The 19,635-nt window shown below is 51.0% G+C and carries 21 protein-coding genes and 1 other annotated feature; of the genes, 8 read left to right on the forward strand and 13 right to left on the reverse strand.

Features of this window, described 5'->3' with window-relative positions; translation table 11 throughout:
• Window positions 1–64: 64 nt before the first annotated feature.
• The 10 genes from ihfA to J4617_RS04700 all read right to left on the reverse strand — a co-directional run bounded on the left by ihfA (window position 65) and on the right by J4617_RS04700 (window position 8,656).
• Window positions 65–364 carry an integration host factor subunit alpha gene (gene ihfA / locus J4617_RS04655; RefSeq protein ID WP_001229266.1) on the reverse strand — a complete coding sequence of 100 codons (300 nt, stop codon included), beginning with the start codon at window positions 362–364 and terminating at the stop codon, window positions 65–67.
• Window positions 365–368: 4 nt separating this feature from the next.
• Entirely contained in the window at window positions 369–2,756 is a 2,388-nt protein-coding gene (gene pheT, locus J4617_RS04660; RefSeq protein WP_000672402.1) for a phenylalanine--tRNA ligase subunit beta, read from the reverse strand.
• Window positions 2,757–2,771: 15 nt separating this feature from the next.
• Window positions 2,772–3,755, reverse strand: a complete 984-nt coding sequence (pheS, locus tag J4617_RS04665; RefSeq protein ID WP_000018570.1) for a phenylalanine--tRNA ligase subunit alpha — start codon at window positions 3,753–3,755, stop codon at window positions 2,772–2,774.
• Between the two features lie 62 nt (window positions 3,756–3,817).
• Window positions 3,818–3,941: a sequence feature (Phe leader region), on the reverse strand.
• On the reverse strand, window positions 3,892–3,936 hold the full coding sequence (gene pheM / locus J4617_RS04670) for a pheST operon leader peptide PheM (RefSeq protein WP_001386830.1): 45 nt from the start codon (window positions 3,934–3,936) through the stop codon (window positions 3,892–3,894). (Overlaps the previous feature by 45 nt.)
• Before the next feature lie 115 nt (window positions 3,942–4,056).
• On the reverse strand, window positions 4,057–4,413 hold the full coding sequence (gene rplT / locus J4617_RS04675) for a 50S ribosomal protein L20 (protein WP_000124850.1): 357 nt from the start codon (window positions 4,411–4,413) through the stop codon (window positions 4,057–4,059).
• Window positions 4,414–4,463: 50 nt separating this feature from the next.
• Entirely contained in the window at window positions 4,464–4,661 is a 198-nt protein-coding gene (gene rpmI, locus J4617_RS04680; RefSeq protein WP_001124225.1) for a 50S ribosomal protein L35, read from the reverse strand.
• Between the two features lie 95 nt (window positions 4,662–4,756).
• Window positions 4,757–5,299: a translation initiation factor IF-3 gene (infC, locus tag J4617_RS04685; protein WP_001574431.1), complete on the reverse strand. Its 543-nt coding sequence runs from the start codon at window positions 5,297–5,299 to the stop codon at window positions 4,757–4,759.
• A gap of 3 nt (window positions 5,300–5,302) precedes the next feature.
• Entirely contained in the window at window positions 5,303–7,231 is a 1,929-nt protein-coding gene (thrS, locus tag J4617_RS04690) for a threonine--tRNA ligase (protein ID WP_001144219.1), read from the reverse strand.
• A 259-nt stretch (window positions 7,232–7,490) separates the two neighbouring features.
• The gene (locus J4617_RS04695) at window positions 7,491–8,345 is read right to left on the reverse strand and encodes a DNA/RNA non-specific endonuclease (RefSeq protein ID WP_001044085.1); all 855 of its coding nucleotides are present in this window, start codon (window positions 8,343–8,345) and stop codon (window positions 7,491–7,493) included.
• Window positions 8,342–8,656, reverse strand: a complete 315-nt coding sequence (locus tag J4617_RS04700) for a hypothetical protein (protein ID WP_000916617.1) — start codon at window positions 8,654–8,656, stop codon at window positions 8,342–8,344. Before J4617_RS04700 ends, J4617_RS04695 begins: the two co-directional genes overlap by 4 nt.
• 142 nt (window positions 8,657–8,798) lie before the next feature.
• Here J4617_RS04700 and J4617_RS04705 point away from each other — a divergent pair, with 142 nt between their 5' ends.
• On the forward strand, window positions 8,799–9,758 hold the full coding sequence (locus J4617_RS04705; RefSeq protein WP_001046438.1) for a lipid A deacylase LpxR family protein: 960 nt from the start codon (window positions 8,799–8,801) through the stop codon (window positions 9,756–9,758).
• Window positions 9,759–9,806: 48 nt separating this feature from the next.
• Here the strand turns inward: J4617_RS04705 and J4617_RS04710 are convergent, their stop codons facing one another.
• Window positions 9,807–10,565 carry a YdiY family protein gene (locus tag J4617_RS04710; RefSeq protein WP_000770981.1) on the reverse strand — a complete coding sequence of 253 codons (759 nt, stop codon included), beginning with the start codon at window positions 10,563–10,565 and terminating at the stop codon, window positions 9,807–9,809.
• Window positions 10,566–10,853: 288 nt separating this feature from the next.
• Between J4617_RS04710 and pfkB the strand changes: the two genes are divergently transcribed.
• The 3 genes from pfkB to J4617_RS04725 all read left to right on the forward strand — a co-directional run bounded on the left by pfkB (window position 10,854) and on the right by J4617_RS04725 (window position 13,140).
• Window positions 10,854–11,786, forward strand: a complete 933-nt coding sequence (pfkB, locus tag J4617_RS04715; protein WP_000251707.1) for a 6-phosphofructokinase II — start codon at window positions 10,854–10,856, stop codon at window positions 11,784–11,786.
• Between the two features lie 96 nt (window positions 11,787–11,882).
• The gene (ghoS, locus tag J4617_RS04720; protein ID WP_000146133.1) at window positions 11,883–12,173 is read left to right on the forward strand and encodes a type V toxin-antitoxin system endoribonuclease antitoxin GhoS; all 291 of its coding nucleotides are present in this window, start codon (window positions 11,883–11,885) and stop codon (window positions 12,171–12,173) included.
• Between the two features lie 106 nt (window positions 12,174–12,279).
• On the forward strand, window positions 12,280–13,140 hold the full coding sequence (locus J4617_RS04725) for a fructosamine kinase family protein (protein WP_000267686.1): 861 nt from the start codon (window positions 12,280–12,282) through the stop codon (window positions 13,138–13,140).
• A gap of 42 nt (window positions 13,141–13,182) precedes the next feature.
• Here J4617_RS04725 and J4617_RS04730 read toward each other — a convergent pair whose 3' ends face one another.
• Window positions 13,183–13,719 carry a YniB family protein gene (locus tag J4617_RS04730; protein ID WP_000222158.1) on the reverse strand — a complete coding sequence of 179 codons (537 nt, stop codon included), beginning with the start codon at window positions 13,717–13,719 and terminating at the stop codon, window positions 13,183–13,185.
• Between the two features lie 148 nt (window positions 13,720–13,867).
• On the opposite strand from J4617_RS04730, the gene hxpB reads away from it, so the two are divergent.
• The 3 genes from hxpB (at window position 13,868) to tcyP (ending at window position 16,801) form a co-directional block, all read left to right on the forward strand.
• The gene (gene hxpB, locus J4617_RS04735) at window positions 13,868–14,536 is read left to right on the forward strand and encodes a hexitol phosphatase HxpB (RefSeq protein ID WP_000106856.1); all 669 of its coding nucleotides are present in this window, start codon (window positions 13,868–13,870) and stop codon (window positions 14,534–14,536) included.
• Between the two features lie 137 nt (window positions 14,537–14,673).
• Window positions 14,674–15,273 (forward strand): metal-dependent hydrolase, encoded by a 600-nt coding sequence (locus J4617_RS04740; RefSeq protein ID WP_000505804.1) that lies wholly within the window; start codon window positions 14,674–14,676, stop codon window positions 15,271–15,273.
• Between the two features lie 136 nt (window positions 15,274–15,409).
• On the forward strand, window positions 15,410–16,801 hold the full coding sequence (gene tcyP, locus J4617_RS04745; RefSeq protein ID WP_001010662.1) for a cystine/sulfocysteine:cation symporter: 1,392 nt from the start codon (window positions 15,410–15,412) through the stop codon (window positions 16,799–16,801).
• Between the two features lie 101 nt (window positions 16,802–16,902).
• Here the strand turns inward: tcyP and cedA are convergent, their stop codons facing one another.
• On the reverse strand, window positions 16,903–17,145 hold the full coding sequence (gene cedA / locus J4617_RS04750) for a cell division activator CedA (RefSeq protein WP_000977510.1): 243 nt from the start codon (window positions 17,143–17,145) through the stop codon (window positions 16,903–16,905).
• Between the two features lie 216 nt (window positions 17,146–17,361).
• On the opposite strand from cedA, the gene katE reads away from it, so the two are divergent.
• A complete protein-coding gene (katE, locus tag J4617_RS04755; RefSeq protein ID WP_017465444.1) occupies window positions 17,362–19,614 on the forward strand; it encodes a catalase HPII in 2,253 nt (750 codons plus the stop codon).
• The last annotated feature ends 21 nt before the right edge of the window (window positions 19,615–19,635 follow it).

The raw sequence follows: 19,635 nt of genomic DNA on the forward strand, positions 1-19,635 counted from the left end.
CTACTTTCGGGATGGCAGCGTATCTGCCGCAATACACCCTGATGGATGTTATGCCTGGATCTGATTACTCTTCTTTGGGCGAAGCGTTTTCGACCCGGCTCTTTAACTTCTGCCCGGGTCTGAAGGTCACCACGCGCCGTGCTGTAATAGGAATATCTTCACCCGTTTTCGGGTTACGCCCCGGACGTTGATTTTTATCACGCAGATCGAAGTTACCAAAACCAGAGAGTTTCACCTGCTCACCGTTTTCCAGAGCACGACGGATCTCTTCGAAAAACAGTTCAACCAGTTCTTTGGCATCCCGCTTGCTAAGCCCAAGCTTATCAAACAGATATTCTGACATTTCAGCTTTTGTAAGCGCCATAGGTTCAATCCCTCAATGATGCCTGGAATCGCTCTTTTAATGCCTCTACACATTTGGCGACGGTAGCGGCAATCTCCTCTTCTTCGAGTGTACGGTTGGTATCCTGAAGGATCAGGCTGATAGCGAGGCTCTTATAACCCTCCGCAACACCCTTACCGCGGTACACGTCAAATAAGTTTACGCCAACTACCTGATTTACGCCAACTTTCTTACATTCGGATAAAATATCCGCTGCGGGAACGTTTTCTGCAACAACAACCGCAATATCGCGACGGTTGGCCGGGAAGCGTGAAATCTCCCGCGCCTGCGGCACGATACGGTCTGCGAGCTTATTCCATTCCAGTTCAAACACCAGCGTACGACCATTCAGATCCAGTTTACGTTCCAATTCAGGGTGAACAACCCCAATAAAACCAATACGTTCATCTTTCAGATAAATCGCCGCAGACTGTCCCGGATGCAGTGCCGGATTCATCTCCGCCTTAAACTGGATATCACCCAGTTTGCCGGTTAAATCCAATACTGCTTCCAGATCGCCTTTCAAATCATAGAAATCAACGGTCTCTTTTGCCAGGTTCCAGTGCTCATCATAGCGGTTACCGCAAATCACGCCAGCCAGCATCAGATCCTGTCGAATACCCAGATTGGCTTGTGTATCCGGAACGAAACGTAAACCGGTTTCAAAAATACGCACGCGATTCTGCTGACGGTTTTGGTTATAGACCACCGTCGCCAACAATCCGCTCCACAGAGACAGACGCATCGCCGACATCTCAACGGAGATAGGGTTTGGCAGCAGCAGCGCTTCTGCGCCTGGATGGATGAGCTGTTGTACTTTAGGATCGACAAAGCTATAGGTAATCACTTCCTGATAGCCTTTGTCGTTCAGCATGGTTTTAACCCGCTTCAACGACAGATCGGCTTCACGGTGCGTTCCCATGATTAAACCGGCCTGGATTGGCTCGTCCGGAATATTGTTATAGCCGTAAACGCGGGCCACCTCTTCCACCAGATCTTCTTCAATCTCCATATCGAAACGCCAGGTCGGCGCCACGGCTTTCCACTCGTCCTGCCCTTCGGTCACTTCACAGCCCAGACGACGCAGAATATCACTGACCTGCTCATCCGCAATATGATGCCCGATCAGGCGATCCAGTTTACTGCGACGCAGAGTAATGGTGGCGCGTTTCGGCAACGTTGCTTCGTTGCTCACATCAATTATCGGACCCGCATCACCGCCACAGATATCAAGAAGCAGACGAGTAGCGCGCTCTATCGCTTTATATTGCAGCGCCGGGTCCACCCCGCGCTCGTAGCGGTGAGACGCATCGGTATGCAGACCGTGGCGACGAGCGCGACCGGTGATAGACAGCGGATTAAAGTACGCACACTCCAGCAGCACATTTTGCGTTTCGCCATTCACTCCGGAATGTTCGCCGCCAAAAATACCGGCTATCCCCAGCGCCTTATGGTGATCGGCGATCACCAGCGTGTCCGCATTTAACGTCGCTTCGCTACCGTCCAGCAGGACGACGGTTTCACCCTCTTTTGCCATCCGCACGACAATACCGCCATCAATGCGATCTTTATCGAAAGCATGCATTGGCTGACCCAGTTCGAGCAGCACATAGTTCGTGACGTCAACCACCGCATCGATGGAGCGAATACCACAGCGACGCAGTTTCTCTTTCATCCACAGCGGCGTCGGCGCGTTAACATTGATGCCTTTTACCACCCGGCCCAGATAGCGTGGACACGCATCAGCGGCCTCTACTGTAATCGGCAGCGTATCGCTGATAGTTGCCGTAACCGGCGCCATTTCAGGCTCCTGGAGCGGCGCTTTGTTCAGTACCGCCACATCACGCGCAACGCCGATGATACCTAAGCAATCCGCACGGTTCGGCGTGACGCTAATTTCGATGGTATTGTCGTCAAGCTTCAGGTATTCACGGATATCGGTACCCAGCGGCGCATCCGCCGGCAGTTCGATAATGCCGCTGTGATCGTCGGAAATCCCCAGTTCGGAGAAGGAGCACAGCATCCCTTCAGACGGTTCGCCGCGCAGTTTCGCCGCTTTAATTTTGAAATCGCCCGGCAGAATAGCGCCAATGGTGGCCACCGCTACTTTCAGCCCCTGACGACAGTTTGGCGCGCCGCAGACGATATCCAACAGGCGTTCTCCGCCAACGTTGACTTTCGTTACACGCAATTTGTCAGCGTTCGGATGCTGGGCGCACTCAACCACTTCCCCAACCACAACGCCATTGAAGCTTCCCGCGACCGGCTCAACGCCGTCTACTTCCAGGCCAGCCATCGTAATCTGGTTAGCCAACGCATCGCTATCAATTGCCGGGTTAACCCACTCGCGTAACCACAGTTCGCTGAATTTCATTGTTTTATCCTGCCTTTATTTAAACTGTTTGAGGAAACGCAGATCGTTTTCGAAGAATGAACGCAGGTCGGTGACGCCATAACGCAACATGGTCAGACGTTCCATCCCCATACCAAAAGCGAAGCCAGAATAGATTTCCGGATCGATACCGACATTACGCAGCACATTCGGATGCACCATCCCGCAGCCCAGCACTTCCAGCCATTTGCCGTTTTTCCCCATCACATCCACTTCTGCAGAAGGTTCGGTAAACGGAAAATAAGAAGGACGGAAGCGAATCTGCAGATCCTCCTCAAAGAAATTACGCAGGAAGTCGTGCAGCGTACCTTTGAGGTTGGTGAAGCTGATGTTGGTATCAACAATCAGACCTTCCATCTGATGGAACATCGGAGTATGCGTCTGGTCGTAGTCATTACGGTATACACGGCCCGGCGCAATAATACGGATCGGCGGTTGCTGCGCTTTCATCGTCCGGATCTGGACACCAGACGTCTGGGTCCGCAGCAGACGGGTCGCGTCAAACCAGAAGGTATCATGATCGGCGCGGGCCGGGTGATGACCCGGAATGTTTAACGCATCGAAGTTATGGTAGTCATCTTCGATTTCCGGGCCAGTCGCTACGGTAAAACCAAGCTCGCCGAAGAAACTTTCAATACGGTCAATGGTACGCGTGACCGGATGCAGACCACCGTTCTCAATACGGCGCCCCGGCAGGGAGATATCGATGGTTTCAGCGGCCAGACGGGCGTTAAGCGCTGCGCTTTCCAGCTCGGCTTTACGCGCGTTAAGCGCCTGTTGTACCTGCTCTTTCGCGGCGTTAATGACTGCCCCGGCTGCCGGACGCTCTTCCGGCGGCAGATCGCGTAGGGTCGTCATCTGAAGGGTTAAATGCCCTTTCTTGCCCAAATATTCGACGCGTACATTGTCTAACGCGGCAACATCTGACGCCTGGTTAATGGCGGCCGCTGCATTGGCAACCAGCTCTGCGAGATGTGACATGGTTTTCCTCATTGTGTCGGTGAAGACACCGGTTCATTGGACGTAATCTCTCGATTTCAGATACAAAAAAAGCCTCCATCAGGAGGCTTTTTTGCGCTGTTTTTCGTTTCGTTTTTCACGCGCTAGCCTCCTGGGATCAGGTGCTAAAGTAAAAAAAGAAACGGAAAATAGCAGCGTTCATGCTTGCGTTACCTTATGTGGTAAAACCGAATATCCTTTATTGAAAAGGGTTACAGGTCAATTGTCAACTCACTGAACAGTAAATAAAAGAGAGGGAGCCAGGCTCCCTCTTTTCACTGGCTTATGCCAGAGCTGCTTTCGCTTTTTCAACCAGCGCGGTGAACGCGACTTTGTCGAATACGGCGATATCAGCCAGGATCTTACGGTCGATTTCAACAGAGGCTTTTTTCAGGCCGTTGATGAATTTGCTGTAAGAAATACCGTTCTGACGTGCTGCTGCGTTGATACGCGCAATCCACAGTTGACGGAACTGACGCTTACGTTGACGACGGTCACGGTAAGCATACTGACCAGCTTTGATAACTGCCTGGAAGGCAACGCGGTATACGCGAGAACGCGCACCGTAGTAGCCTTTGGCTTGTTTCAAAATTTTCTTGTGACGTGCGCGTGCAATTACACCACGTTTTACGCGAGCCATATGTGCTCTCCTGTATCTATTCTAATTAAAAAGTTAAAAACGTTAACGGCTTATGCGTACGGCAGGCACGCGATAACCAGGCCCAGATCGCCTTTAGAAACCATGGCTTTCGGACGCAGGTGACGTTTACGTTTAGTCGCTTTTTTGGTCAGAATGTGACGCAGGTTAGCGTGCTTGTGCTTAAAACCACCTTTCCCGGTTTTTTTGAAGCGCTTAGCAGCACCGCGTACGGTCTTAATTTTTGGCATTTTAATAACTTCCACTTCGCATTGTTAATAAACGAAACATAGGCGAACAAAACCTGTGAAGCCCGAAGGCTTCACAGAATTGTTACTTGAAGGCCTTACTGTTTCTTCTTAGGAGCAAGCACCATGATCATCTGACGGCCTTCGATCTTCGTTGGGAAGGATTCGACCACTGCCAGTTCTTGCAAATCGTCTTTCACGCGATTAAGCACTTCCATACCGATTTGCTGGTGGGCCATTTCACGACCGCGGAAACGCAGCGTGATTTTGGCCTTATCGCCCTCTTCGAGAAAGCGAATCAGGCTGCGGAGTTTTACCTGATAGTCGCCTTCATCTGTCCCAGGACGGAATTTAATTTCCTTCACCTGGATAACTTTTTGCTTTTTCTTCTGTTCCTTAGAAGACTTACTCTTTTCATAGAGGAATTTGCCGTAATCCATTATACGACAAACCGGCGGCTCGGCGTTAGGGCTGATTTCGACTAAGTCTACTCCGGCTTCTTCAGCTTTTTCCAGAGCTTCTCTCAGACTCACAATACCAAGCTGCTCGCCTTCCAGACCTGTTAAGCGAACTTCTTGCGCGCGAATTTCGCTATTAATACGATTCGGACGCGCCGTTTGAACTCGTTTTCCGCCTTTAATACTTTATTCCTCCAGTTGTTGAAGACTGCGGCTGCGAATCTCTTGTTGCAGCTTCTCAATCACGTCATTTACGTCCAGACTGCCCAGGTCTTTACCGCGGCGGGTGCGAACGGCAACTTTGCCTGCTTCCACCTCTTTATCACCACAGACCAACATATAAGGGACACGACGTAAAGTGTGCTCGCGGATTTTAAAGCCAATCTTCTCATTTCTCAAGTCTGCTTTTACACGAATGCCCGCATTTTGTAGTTTCTGCGTCAATTCGTTAACGTATTCAGACTGCGAATCGGTAATATTCATCACGACTACCTGAACAGGCGCGAGCCATGTCGGGAAGAAACCAGCGAACTCTTCGGTCAGGATACCGATGAAGCGTTCCATCGACCCAAGAATCGCACGGTGAATCATTACCGGCACCTTACGCTCGTTGTCTTCGCCTACATAGGAGGCGCTCAGACGAGACGGTAAGGAGAAGTCCAGCTGTACTGTACCGCACTGCCATGCACGATCGAGGCAGTCATATAAGGTAAATTCAATTTTCGGACCGTAGAATGCGCCTTCACCCAGTTGATACTCAAACGGGATATTATTTTCTTCCAGCGCAACCGCCAGATCCGCCTCAGCACGATCCCACATCTCATCGCTGCCGATACGCTTATCAGGACGAGTGGAAAGCTTGACGACGATCTTCTCGAAGCCAAAGGTGCTGTACATATCGTAGACCATACGAATACAAGCGTTAACTTCATCGCGGATCTGCTCTTCGGTGCAGAAGATATGCGCATCATCCTGCGTAAAGCCGCGTACGCGCATCAGACCATGCAGCGCGCCTGATGGCTCGTTACGGTGGCAGCTACCGAATTCCGCCATACGCAGCGGCAAATCACGATAGGATTTCAGACCCTGGTTAAAGATCTGAACGTGGCCCGGGCAGTTCATCGGCTTGATGCAATATTCGCGGTTTTCTGAGGACGTGGTGAACATCGCATCTTTATAGTTGTCCCAGTGCCCGGTTTTTTCCCACAGCACACGGTCCATCATGAACGGGCCTTTAACTTCTTGATACTGGTACTCTTTGAGTTTAGAACGAACAAAGACCTCCAGCTCGCGGAAGATAGTCCAGCCGTCGTTATGCCAGAACACCATGCCCGGCGCTTCTTCCTGCATATGATACAGGTCGAGCTGCTTACCAATTTTACGATGGTCGCGTTTTGCGGCCTCTTCCAGACGCTGCAGATAAGCGTTCAGGGATTTTTTATCTGCCCATGCCGTACCGTAAATACGCTGCAGCATCTTATTATTGCTGTCACCGCGCCAGTATGCGCCGGCAGTTTTCATCAGTTTAAAGTGATGGCAGAAACGCATATTCGGCACGTGCGGACCACGACACATGTCGACATATTCTTCATGATGGTACAAGCCTGGCTTATCATCATGGGCAATGTTTTCATCAAGAATGGAAACTTTGTAGCTTTCACCACGCTTCACGAAGGTTTCACGCGCTTCGTGCCAGCTGACTTTCTTCTTGATAACGTCGTAATTTTTCTCGGCGAGCTCATGCATCCGCTTTTCGAGCGCTTCGACATCTTCCTGAGTTAGCGTGCGGTCAAGATCAACGTCATAGTAAAAACCGTTGTCGACAACCGGGCCGATCGCCATTTTCGTGTGCGGCCAAAGTTGCTTGATTGCGTGACCTAACAGATGCGCGCAAGAGTGACGAATGATCTCCAGACCCTCTTCATCTTTTGCGGTGATGATGGCAAGCGTCGCATCATTTTCAATCAGATCGGAAGCATCAACCAGCTCGCCATTCACACGGCCCGCAATAGTGGCTTTCGCCAGGCCTGGACCAATGTCCAGAGCAACATCCATCGGGCTTACAGGGTGGTCATAATGGCGTTGGCTGCCATCAGGAAGAGTAATAACAGGCATGTTATATCCTTATTTGCAGTGGTGACCCATACGCAAGATCACATACAAAGAGAAAATGAATTTATTGACAGTGAGTTGTGTATCCATCTAGCCAACCATTGCTAAATTGGCGCACAACCTTCGACACAAACGAAAATTGCTATTTTCGTCCGGCATGACGATGGTAACACTAAAAAAAGGGAGATTGCATCACTCTGTAGCAAATCAAGGCTCTTGACAGAGTTTCTCCGTTATCTTTCTACGCGCCGTATAGCGCTTCTCATCGACAACCTAACTTCTGCGCCAGACTCCCCTTTGTCGTTTTCACCTCGCTGGCTACCGCTTCAGGCAAGGCAGACCACAGCGTCAGCACTGGCTTCGTTTTATGTTCGATAGCCTCCACGGTAACCTGATAGTCGCAAAAATTCGCCGAACGGGGTGTATTCTGATCCATAATAAACGCAGCGTAATTTCCTTCACTTTTTGACGGCGCCGTTCCGGTGAATAAAACCTTCCAGTACCCGCTGGGAATTTCTACCGTCGCATCTTCTGGCAATGTGGCGATATGCCGCTCAAAAAGGGGGCCGGTCACTACGTGCACTACAGATACATCAGCCTGTTTGGCAAGTTCGCGCACCCGGTTTTCCAGTGCAGCCCATGCTCCCTGGTTCAGGGCGGATTTCTGCGGCGTAATATTCGATAAATAATTTAACGACGGCCAGTCCGAAACGCCGCCCAATCCTGCCAACGGCGCCTGGTGTCCCCTGTCGACTTTTAATAGCGTATGGGCATTTTTATAGGCCGAAGGGGCCAACGTATCCGAGGGCGGTAAATCGGGGTCCTGCGCCCAGTTCCGCGGACGACCGCTTGCCTGGCTGGTTTTTGTCACACTATAGGCAACCCAGTTGGCAAATTTCGTGGCGCTATTATTATTGAGCGTATAGACATGGCGATAGATTGTTTGTTGACTTCCTCCTTGAGGACAGCCAACGCTACAGTTATCAGGTTGCTGAACGAGTACGTTACGATGGGGTAACTCGGGTGCCGATATTATATCCTGGGGAGGATACGATGTAGTACATGCGCTTAATAATACTACGGGCAGTAATTTTAGCAGATTAATGGTTTTATTCATTTTTTCTTTCTTAATAATAACTGCCCTAATAATTCAGGTAGCAATAATTTGGTTATATTACCCTGCCAGCCGTTAGATGCGCTCATCATTAAAGACAACACTATCACGGTAAAAATTAATAACAGATAAACATCGAAGCCATCATAGAAAATGAGCTCAAAAGAATACAACGTGATATTCATATTGATACCAAAAAACATCGTATTATATGCATAATCGTGAAGCCAATAATTTCTCGCACTCAGATAGCGAATGAAAAATGGATATTCAATAATATCTGGCGCATGTTTTTTAACACCATTTTTCAACATTAAGGCAACGTATCCTCTCAATGACTCGCTGCTGGCAGGAGTTTAGTTATATTTAAAGGTTTAATAGGCACTGCGCATCATGCTGCTGTGCTTATTACTTTGTAAAAATAAGAGTATTCACTTTCATATTCAGGGGTAAAAAGTGAACAAATACAGCTATTGCGCAACGATGATTGCCGCCATACTCAGTACGACCACAATGGCCAATGCCAGTAGCCTTGCTATTTCAGTGGCGAATGATGATGCAGGTATATTTCAACCATCCTTAAATGCCCTTTATGGGCACCCGGCTGCAGACCGGGGTGATTATACTGCCGGGCTCTTTTTAGGCTACAGCCACGATCTCACTGACGCCAGTCAACTCTCTTTTCATATCGCGCAAGATATTTATTCTCCATCAGGCGCCAATAAGAGAAAGCCTGAAGCCGTCAAAGGCGACCGCGCGTTCAGCGCCTTTCTTCATACCGGACTGGAGTGGAATTCATTAGCCACCAATTGGTTACGTTATCGTTTAGGTACCGATATCGGCGTTATTGGTCCTGACGCAGGCGGTCAGGAGGTTCAGAATCGGGCGCATCGAATAATAGGCGCAGAAAAATACCCTGCCTGGCAGGATCAAATTGAAAACCGTTATGGTTATACGGCAAAAGGAATGGTCTCCCTTACGCCAGCTATTGATATTCTGGGTGTCAATGTGGGCTTCTATCCAGAAGTCTCTGCTGTCGGCGGCAATCTCTTCCAGTATTTAGGGTACGGCGCAACCGTTGCGCTGGGAAATGATAAGACCTTTAACTCTGATAATGGGTTTGGGTTACTGTCCCGCCGAGGATTAATACACACTCAAAAAGAGGGATTGATCTATAAAGTATTTGCTGGCGTTGAGCGCAGGGAAGTTGATAAAAACTACACGTTACAGGGGAAAACGCTGCAAACAAAAATGGAAACGGTGGATATTAATAAAACCGTGGATGAATATCGCGTCGGTGCCACCATCGGCTATTCTCCCGTCGCATTTTCTCTTTCTTTAAACAAAGTCACGTCGGAATTTCGCACCGGAGACGACTATTCTTATATCAACGGAGACATCACCTTCTTCTTCTGAGGCGTCACCACGGAATAACCGGGTTACGTAACGTAACCCGGTACAATATTACATCTTATAGCCCAGCGTTACCGTAGTGCGACGATCGGTATGTTCAGGCGCAGATTCAGGCGGCTGCGAGTTCCACGTTAAATTATACCCCACCTTTAGACCAAAATGTTCGTTAATGGCGACATTGAGGGCTGTTTCCGAATTTAGTGTGGTGTCTTCTGCGCCAAATACTGACACCCCCTGTGTAAACTTAGCATTGTCAGTTAACTGCCAGGCATAGCTGCCGGAAGCATAACCCAACGGCTGCGTTTCAGTGGTATCGTCCGTATGTTCGTCATAGCGAACCCCAGGACCGAATTCAAAACGGAAGCTGTGCACTGGACCATTAAGGAACTGCCGCCCGTAACCGGCGGTCAGTACGTCGCGCTGACGATAACCGTTGAAACGGTCTGTCAGCCAACTGGCCTGGCCAAAGGTATAATCATAATCCGTCATATTAAAACGGTTACGCGCGCCTACCGCATATTTTTCTGAAGAGCGTTCATCATTAGAGGAGGTATTGCTGGCATTGCCCCATAATGACCAGGCGGTACGTTGTCCATACCAGGTCATCGCCGTGTCAGCCGTTAAGGAAGAACTTTTAGTATTGCCTGACTGAGCAAGGTAGCCCGCATTCAGATTACCTTCAAAAGGTTTTTTCGCGGTGGAGGGATCATCCATGACAGTAAAAACGGAATCATCGGCGGCGGCATACAGAGACGCGAACACGCCACCCGCCAGCATAACTACAGCGGGTACTGCCTTCAAAAGCTTCATTTATATAGAGTCCGTACAACTAAAAAAGAGACCACGACGGTCCCGGAAACTTTCATAGGGATCAATGACAAACGCCCCTGGAAAGGTAGCGAATTATAAGAAGCCCCGAATAACATAGCAATCAATTACTATTTCATTTTTTGAATAAGAACCCTCCCGAAGCATTCATTTATTTATATAACTTTACATCGTACTTCTTTAAATAAAGATCCGGAAAATCATATTGTTAATTCCTTCACTTTCCGGGGATTAAGTGCCAGACTGAAATCAGCCTAACAGGAGGTAACGATGGTACGTATCTATACGTTGACGCTTGCGCCCTCTCTCGATAGCGCAACAATCACGCCGCAAATTTATCCCGAAGGTAAACTGCGGTGCTCCGCGCCGGTATTCGAACCCGGCGGCGGGGGTATTAATGTCGCTCGCGCCATTGCGCATCTTGGCGGCACCGCGACCGCAATTTTCCCGGCTGGCGGCGCTACCGGCGAACATCTGGTCGCACTACTGGCTGACGAAAATGTCCCCGTGTCTACCGTCGATGCGAAAGACTGGACGCGTCAGAACCTGCACGTCCACGTCGAGTCCAGCGGCGAACAGTATCGTTTTGTTATGCCCGGCGCCACGCTGGACGATGACGAATTTCGCCAGCTTGAAGAACAGGTACTGGAAATTGAATCCGGGGCAATTCTGGTTATCAGCGGCAGCCTTCCGCCCGGCGTTAAGGTCGAGAAACTCACGCAACTGATTTCCGCCGCGCAGAAGCAAGGCATTCGCTGCATTATTGATAGCTCTGGCGACGCGCTCACCGCCGCGCTGGCGCTTGGCGATATCGAACTGGTGAAACCTAACCTGAAAGAATTGAGCGCGTTGGTCAATCGCGATCTGACGCAGCCTGATGATGTGCGTAAAGCGGCCCAGGAATTAGTGCAAAGCGGCAAGGCTCGCCGGGTAGTGGTCTCTCTGGGGCCGCAAGGGGCGCTGGGCATAGACAGTGAGAATTGCATCCAGGTTGTTCCTCCCCCGGTGAAAAGTCAAAGTACTGTCGGCGCAGGCGACAGTATGGTAGGCGCGATGACGTTAAAACTGGCGCAAGACGCGTCGCTGGAAGAGATGGTGCGCTTCGGTGTGGCGGCAGGCAGCGCTGCTACGCTCAATCAAGGTACGCGTCTGTGTTCTCGTGACGATACCCAAAAAATATACGCCTATCTTTCCGCGCAATAATCGTTTCCCCCTCGCCGAGGGGGATACCGGAAAATCGGTTAACGGGCGGCGCATCCGCCGCTGTTAAAAACACAGTTGCTCCCAACGAGGTGAACGATGGCCAGTGGCGATATTACCCGTTATGTTATTACCGTAACCTTCCATGAAGATTCCCTGACCGAGATTAACGAACTCAATAATCATCTGACGCGCAGCGGTTTTTTGCTGACATTAACGGACGATGAAGGGAATGTGCATGAGCTCGGCACCAATACGTTTGGCTTTGTTAGCGCTCAGAGCGCTGATGAAATCAAAGCGCTTGTCGCCGGACTTGCGAAAAGCGCGTTAGATAAGGATGTCGACATTACCGTGGCGACCTGGGAGGCGTGGAGTAAAAACGCACAATAAGTGCCATTCCCGCCGCGGCGCGTCCGCGATGTGCGTTAGTTCGTATTTTTTAACCGCATTTTTGCGCTAACCTTATGATCTGGCAGACAACGTGGGGAGAGACATTATGTGGCAAGCTATCAGTCGTCTTTTAAGCGAGCAAGTCGGTGAAGGCGAAATCGAACTGCGTAATGAACTGCCAGGCGGAGAAGTTCATGCCGCATGGCATTTACGTTATGCAGGCCATGATTTTTTCGTAAAGTGCGATGAACGAGAAATGCTTCGCGGTTTTACCGCTGAAGCCGATCAGCTGGAGCTGCTCTCCCGCAGTAAAACCGTTGTTGTGCCTAAGGTATGGGCGGTAGGTTCGGATCGGGATTACAGCTTTTTAGTCATGGACTACCTCTCGCCCCGCCCGCTGGATGCCCATAATGCGTTTATTCTTGGGCAACAGCTGGCGCGCCTGCACCAATGGAGCGACCAACCTCAATTCGGCCTCGATTTTGACAACGCGCTCTCTACCACGCCGCAGCCGAATACCTGGCAACGCCGTTGGTCGACTTTTTTCGCCGAACAGCGCATTGGCTGGCAACTTGAACTCGCCGCGGAAAAAGGCATTACTTTTGGTAATATTGACGCCATTGTTGAACATGTTCAGCAACGTCTGGCGTCGCATCAACCGCAGCCTTCTCTTTTGCATGGCGATCTATGGTCGGCGAACTGCGCGCTTGGCCCTGACGGCCCCTATATCTTCGATCCAGCCTGCTATTGGGGCGACAGAGAATGCGATCTGGCGATGCTGCCGCTGCATACCGATCAGCCACCGCAGATTTATGACGGCTATCAGTCCGTTTCGCCGCTACCGCTGGATTTTCTCGACAGGCAGCCGATTTACCAGCTCTACACCCTGCTTAATCGGGCAAGGCTGTTTGGCGGTCAGCACCTGGCCACTGCGCAAAAAGCGATGGATCGGCTGCTTGCGGTATAGGTACAGCCCATGCCGGATACGGGCTATCCGGCATTTTTCAGTTTACATGAAGCCTAACAAGGAAAAGAAAAAGTAGCCGAGCACGATAATAATGACCGGCAAAATATAGAGCGGGAAAAACTGTAAAAAGATGGTATGGTGCGGCACCACGATACGTGACTCTATCTGCTCACGCGTTAGCCCTTCCGCGCCTTTTGCTTTTTCCAGGATCAACTGATCTTCCACGCCTTCACGCAAAAAACGTGACTGGCGGCTCATTCTGGCGCCGGAATCCTGCATCGCCAGCCCGACAAAAATCAGAATAAAAATGAGCCAGAAACCGATATTCAGGCTTCCCTGAAAATTTGGCGTCGGCGAGTTGTACCAAAAAACATTCAGAAACGGCGTATTCACGCGCATCATGTCTATCATTACGTGGGTAAAATCCAGCATTACCGCATTTATCCCCTCCTGCTTTTCACTGTGCGCATACATAAATTTAAGGACTGAGATGAGCGTGGAAAGCAGTGCCGGAATAAAAATAACCCACCCTACAACTCTTTTTAGGATTGCAATGCGTCCAGCTTGTTGATACGTCATGAGTTCCCCTTGATAAAGACGCGTCGTTTTGGCCTAAGTCTACCTGTTGATTCCCGTTTTCGCCTGATCTTTAAGGGCGATATACTAAGAACATGGTCATAATGAACGCTTAATTCGTTATTTTTTAATCTCAACAGGAGAGGTTGTGATGTCAACCCCACGCCAAATTCTTGCTGCAATTTTCGATATGGATGGACTACTGATCGATTCCGAACCGCTCTGGGATCGCGCTGAACTGGACGTAATGGCAAGTTTAGGCGTAGATATTACTCGACGCCATGAACTGCCAGACACGCTTGGGCTACGCATTGATATGGTTGTCGATCTCTGGTTTGCGCAGCAACCGTGGAGCGGCCCCGATCGCCAGGAAGTGACAAACCGTGTTATTGCCCGCGCGATTACGCTTATCGAAGAGACGCGCCCTCTTTTGCCGGGTGTGCGCGAGGCCGTGGCGCTGTGTAAAGCGCAGGGGCTATTAGTGGGGCTTGCCTCGGCATCGCCGCTACATATGCTGGAAAAAGTGCTCACCATGTTCGAACTGCGCGACAGTTTTGACGCGCTGGCCTCTGCGGAAAAATTGCCCTACAGCAAACCGCACCCGCAGGTCTATCTGGATTGTGCGGCCAAACTAGGCGTTGATCCATTAACCTGCGTGGCGCTGGAAGATTCGGTGAATGGTTTAATCGCGGCAAAGGCGGCGCGAATGCGCGCCATTGTGGTGCCAGCAGAAGAAAACCAGCCTGATCCGCGCTTTGCGCTGGCGAATGTCAAACTTAACTCACTGACAGAGCTGACGGCGGCGCATCTACTCGGTTAAGATGTTTCCGAAACAAAGTCAACGGGCAATTAGCCGCTGAGCCAGACGGCAAGCGGCTTTGACAGAGACAAAGAGTTACAACGTCACCACTTCCGCCTACTGTATAAAAACCCTATACTGTATGAATTGACAGTTTAATGGGTTTTATCATGACGGCGGAAGGACATCTTCTTTTTTCTATAGCCAGCGCGGTTTTCGCCAAGAATGCCGAGTTAACGCCCGTCCTTGCGCACGGCGACTGGTGGCATATTATTCCTTCGGCTATTTTGACCTGTCTGCTGCCGGATATCGACCACCCCAAATCTTTTCTTGGCCAGCGCCTGAAATGGGTATCGAAACCGATCGCCCGCGCGTTTGGTCACCGGGGGTTTACCCATAGTCTGCTGGCGGTCTTTGCCCTACTGGCGACCTTTTATCTCAAGGTTCCGGATACGTGGATTATCCCGGCGGATGCGCTGCAAGGCATGGTACTCGGCTATTTAAGCCATATCGTCGCGGATATGCTCACCCCCGCAGGCGTTCCCTTACTGTGGCCGTGCCGCTGGCGTTTCCGCCTGCCTATTCTGGCGCCGCGCAAAGGCAATCAGCTGGAGCGATTTTTATGTATGGCGTTGTTTGCCTGGGCGGTGTGGATGCCGCAGTCCATGCCGGAAAACAACGTCATACGCTGGTCTTCGCAGATGATCACTATCCTGCAAATGCAGTTCAATCGTTTTATAAATCACCAGATTGATTAGTAAATCAACGCCAAAGTCATTTTTGGTATAAACCATTCCATTTGAATATAAGAGCCAGCTCACAGTTCTGCTAATCTTGCGCGAACAGAATCGCTAAAACACAGCGCTTCATAATAAAAAAATCAGGAGAACGGGGATGAATTTTCCATTAATTGCGAACATTGCGGTGTTCGTCATTCTGCTGTTTGTACTGGCGCAGGCCCGTCATAAACAGTGGAGTCTGGCTAAAAAAGTGCTTGTCGGCCTTGTGATGGGCGTGGTCTTTGGTCTGGCCCTGCACACCATTTATGGCGCTGACAGTCAGGTGTTAAAAGACTCCATTCAGTGGTTCAATATTGTCGGCAACGGCTATGTGCAATTGCTACAAATGATTGTGATGCCGCTGGTATTCGCCTCTATTTTAAGCGCCGTGGCACGACTGCATAACGCCTCTCAATTGGGGAAAATCAGTTTTCTGACTATCGGCACGCTGCTGTTTACTACCCTTATCGCAGCGCTGGTGGGCGTGCTGGTCACCAATCTGTTCGGACTGACGGCGGAAGGTCTGGTTCAGGGCGGCGCGGAAACCGCGCGTCTGAATGCCATTGAGACGAGCTATGTCGGCAAAGTGGCCGATCTCAGCGTGCCGCAACTGGTGCTGTCTTTTGTACCGAAAAATCCGTTTGCGGATCTGACTGGCGCAAATCCTACGTCTATTATCAGCGTGGTGATTTTCGCCGCATTCCTGGGCGTGGCCGCGCTTAAACTGCTGAAAGATGATGCGCCAAAAGGCGAGCGTGTGCTTGTTGCTATCGATACCCTGCAAAGCTGGGTGATGAAGCTGGTGCGTCTGGTGATGCAACTTACGCCTTACGGCGTACTGGCGCTGATGACGAAAGTGGTTGCCGGCTCTAATCTGCAGGACATCATTAAGCTTGGAAGCTTCGTGGTAGCGTCATATCTTGGTCTGGCGATAATGTTTGTGGTTCACGGCATACTATTGGGCGTGAACGGGATTAGCCCGCTGAAATATTTCCGCAAGGTGTGGCCGGTGCTGACATTTGCCTTTACCAGCCGCTCCAGCGCCGCTTCCATTCCACTCAATGTCGAAGCGCAAACCCGCCGCCTGGGCGTGCCGGAGTCCATCGCCAGCTTTGCTGCCTCTTTTGGCGCGACCATCGGCCAAAACGGTTGTGCCGGTCTTTATCCTGCGATGTTGGCGGTAATGGTTGCGCCGACGGTCGGCATCAACCCCTTAGACCCCGTATGGATAGCCACGCTGGTGGGTATCGTTACTGTAAGTTCGGCGGGTGTTGCCGGCGTTGGCGGCGGCGCGACCTTCGCCGCGCTGATTGTGCTGCCTGCCATGGGCTTACCGGTCACGCTGGTCGCGCTGTTAATCTCCGTCGAACCGTTGATTGATATGGGCCGTACCGCGCTGAACGTGAGTGGCTCAATGACCGCTGGTACGCTGACCAGCCAGTGGCTGAAGCAGACCGATAAAACCATTCTCGATAGCGAAGAAGACGCTGAACTGGCGCATCGATAATACATTATCGGGCGTTCACATCGTCTGAGACATGACGATCAGCAACTCAAAATGTCTGTCACTAAAAACGCCGGTCTCCAGTACCGGCGTTTTGTTTTTTCTTAGTCAGCGATTTCGTTTTCCTGGCGAACCTGATTCGCCCAACGTTGCGCCGATTCTGGCACGCTAAAGGCGGGCGACCGTTGAAATGACTCCCCCGTCAGAACAAAGGCAACATATTTACCGCGCAGTATCCAGACATCGCGAAACGTATCCATTTTTATCGCATGTTCCGGCGGCGCGGGTTCAACACGCGGAATATAGCTAATAATCTGGCGATTTTGCTGGCGAAGAGGTTTCATCATTAATGCTTCACTAAAAGAGGCTAAGGCTAAAAATCAGAAAAACACTATTTTAGCCGATCTTCGCCCCCGACGTCCTGTTCCGCGCGTGCGATTTCCCTATTGAGCCTTGTCTGCCGTTCCGCTCTCCCCCAGCATAATTGCTGAAATGTTCTATAGTTAGAGTGATTTTGACTACTACCACGCCCATTTCAGTGATGAAAGCAGGAGACGAGTTCAATGTCGCATAATGAGAAATCCCCCCATCAGTCCCCCGTGCATGATACCCGTGAATCACAGCCCGGCCTGGACTCCCTGGCGCCGTCAGACGATTCACATCGCCCCACGCCAGAACCGACGCCGCCGGGCGCGCAACCGACGGCCCCCGGCAGCTTAAAAGCGCCCGAGACCGCGAATGATAAGCTCACTGCCCTCGACGCCTTTCGTAAAGGCAGCGAAAATTATGCGCTGACCACCAATCAGGGCGTGCGCATCGCCGACGATCAAAATTCTCTTCGCGCCGGCAGCCGCGGCCCTACGCTGTTGGAAGATTTTATCCTGCGCGAGAAAATTACCCACTTTGACCATGAGCGCATCCCGGAGAGGATCGTTCACGCCCGCGGATCTGCAGCGCACGGCTATTTCCAGCCATATAAAGACCTGAGCGACATCACGAAAGCCGCGTTTCTGTGCGATCCACAGAAAATTACCCCGGTCTTTGTTCGCTTTTCGACAGTACAGGGCGGCGCGGGGTCTGCTGATACCGTACGTGATATCCGCGGTTTTGCGACCAAATTTTATACCGAAGAGGGAATTTTCGATCTCGTCGGTAATAACACGCCGATCTTTTTTATCCAGGATGCGCATAAGTTTCCGGATTTTGTGCACGCCGTTAAGCCCGAACCTCATTGGGCTATTCCGCAAGGACAGAGCGCGCACGACACCTTCTGGGACTATGTTTCCTTACAGCCTGAGACGCTGCACAACGTCATGTGGGCAATGTCGGATCGCGGCATTCCACGCAGTTATCGGACGATGGAAGGGTTCGGCATTCACACCTTCCGTCTGATCAATGCACAAGGGAAAGCGACCTTTGTCCGTTTCCACTGGAAACCGTTGGCGGGTAAAGCCTCGCTGGTATGGGATGAGTCACAAAAACTGACCGGTCGCGATCCGGATTTTCACCGCCGGGATCTGTGGGAGGCCATCGAAGCGGGCGATTTTCCGGAATACGAGCTGGGCCTACAACTCATTGCCGAAGAGGATGAATTTAAATTCGATTTTGATCTGCTCGATCCGACCAAACTGATTCCGGAAGAGTTGGTGCCAGTACAACGCGTCGGCAAAATGGTGTTAAACCGTAATCCGGATAACTTTTTCGCTGAAAACGAACAGGCGGCATTTCATCCAGGACATATCGTTCCCGGCATTGATTTTACCAACGATCCGCTGTTACAGGGGCGTCTGTTCTCTTATACCGACACGCAAATCAGTCGTCTGGGCGGGCCAAACTTCCACGAAATTCCGATTAACCGCCCTACCTGCCCCTACCATAACTTCCAGCGTGACGGTATGCACCGGATGGATATCGACACCAATCCGGCGAACTATGAACCGAACTCCATTAATGACAACTGGCCGCGCGAAACGCCGCCAGCGCCAAAACGCGGCGGCTTCGAATCATACCAGGAACGCGTGGATGGCAATAAAATCCGCGAACGCAGCCCCTCTTTCGGTGAATATTACTCGCATCCTCGCCTGTTCTGGCTCAGTCAGACGCCGATAGAACAGCAGCATATTATTGACGCGTTCAGCTTTGAACTGGGTAAAGTCGCCCGCGCGTATATTCGGGAGCGGGTGGTCGATCAGTTAGCGCATATTGATGTTACGCTGGCTGAGGGCGTCGCGCATAATCTCGGTTTTGCACTCACCCATGAGCAAACGCAAATTGCCCCGCCTCCTGATGTCAACGGTCTGAAAAAAGATCCGGCGCTCAGCCTGTATGCGGTGCCGGACGGCGATGTTAAAGGCCGCGTGGTCGCTATCCTGCTGAACGACAAGGTTAACGCCGCCGATCTACTGACCATTTTGCAGGCTTTAAAAGCTAAAGGCGTCCACGCAAAACTACTCTATTCACGGATGGGTGAAGTAACGGCTGATGACGGTTCAACATTAACGATTGCGGCAACCTTTGCCGGCGCGCCGTCGCTAACGGTCGATGCGGTAATAGTACCGTGCGGCAATATTGCCGATATCGAGAGTTGCGGCGATGCCCGTTACTACCTTCTGGAAGCCTACAAACATCTGAAGCCCATCGCACTGGCAGGCGACGCCCGACGGTTTAAGGCGCTTTTAAACATTGATAGCCAGGGGGAAGAAGGACTTGCTGAGGCCGATAACGTTGACCACCACTTTATGGACACTCTGCTGACGCTGATGGCGGCACACCGTGTCTGGTCGCGTGCGGGGAAAATTAACGCGATTCCTGCATAAACGGCAAAAAATGCGGCGCAT

Source organism: Salmonella sp. 32010601201800023SM, from assembly GCF_017572235.1.
GTDB classification, from domain to species: Bacteria; Pseudomonadota; Gammaproteobacteria; order Enterobacterales; family Enterobacteriaceae; genus Salmonella; species Salmonella enterica.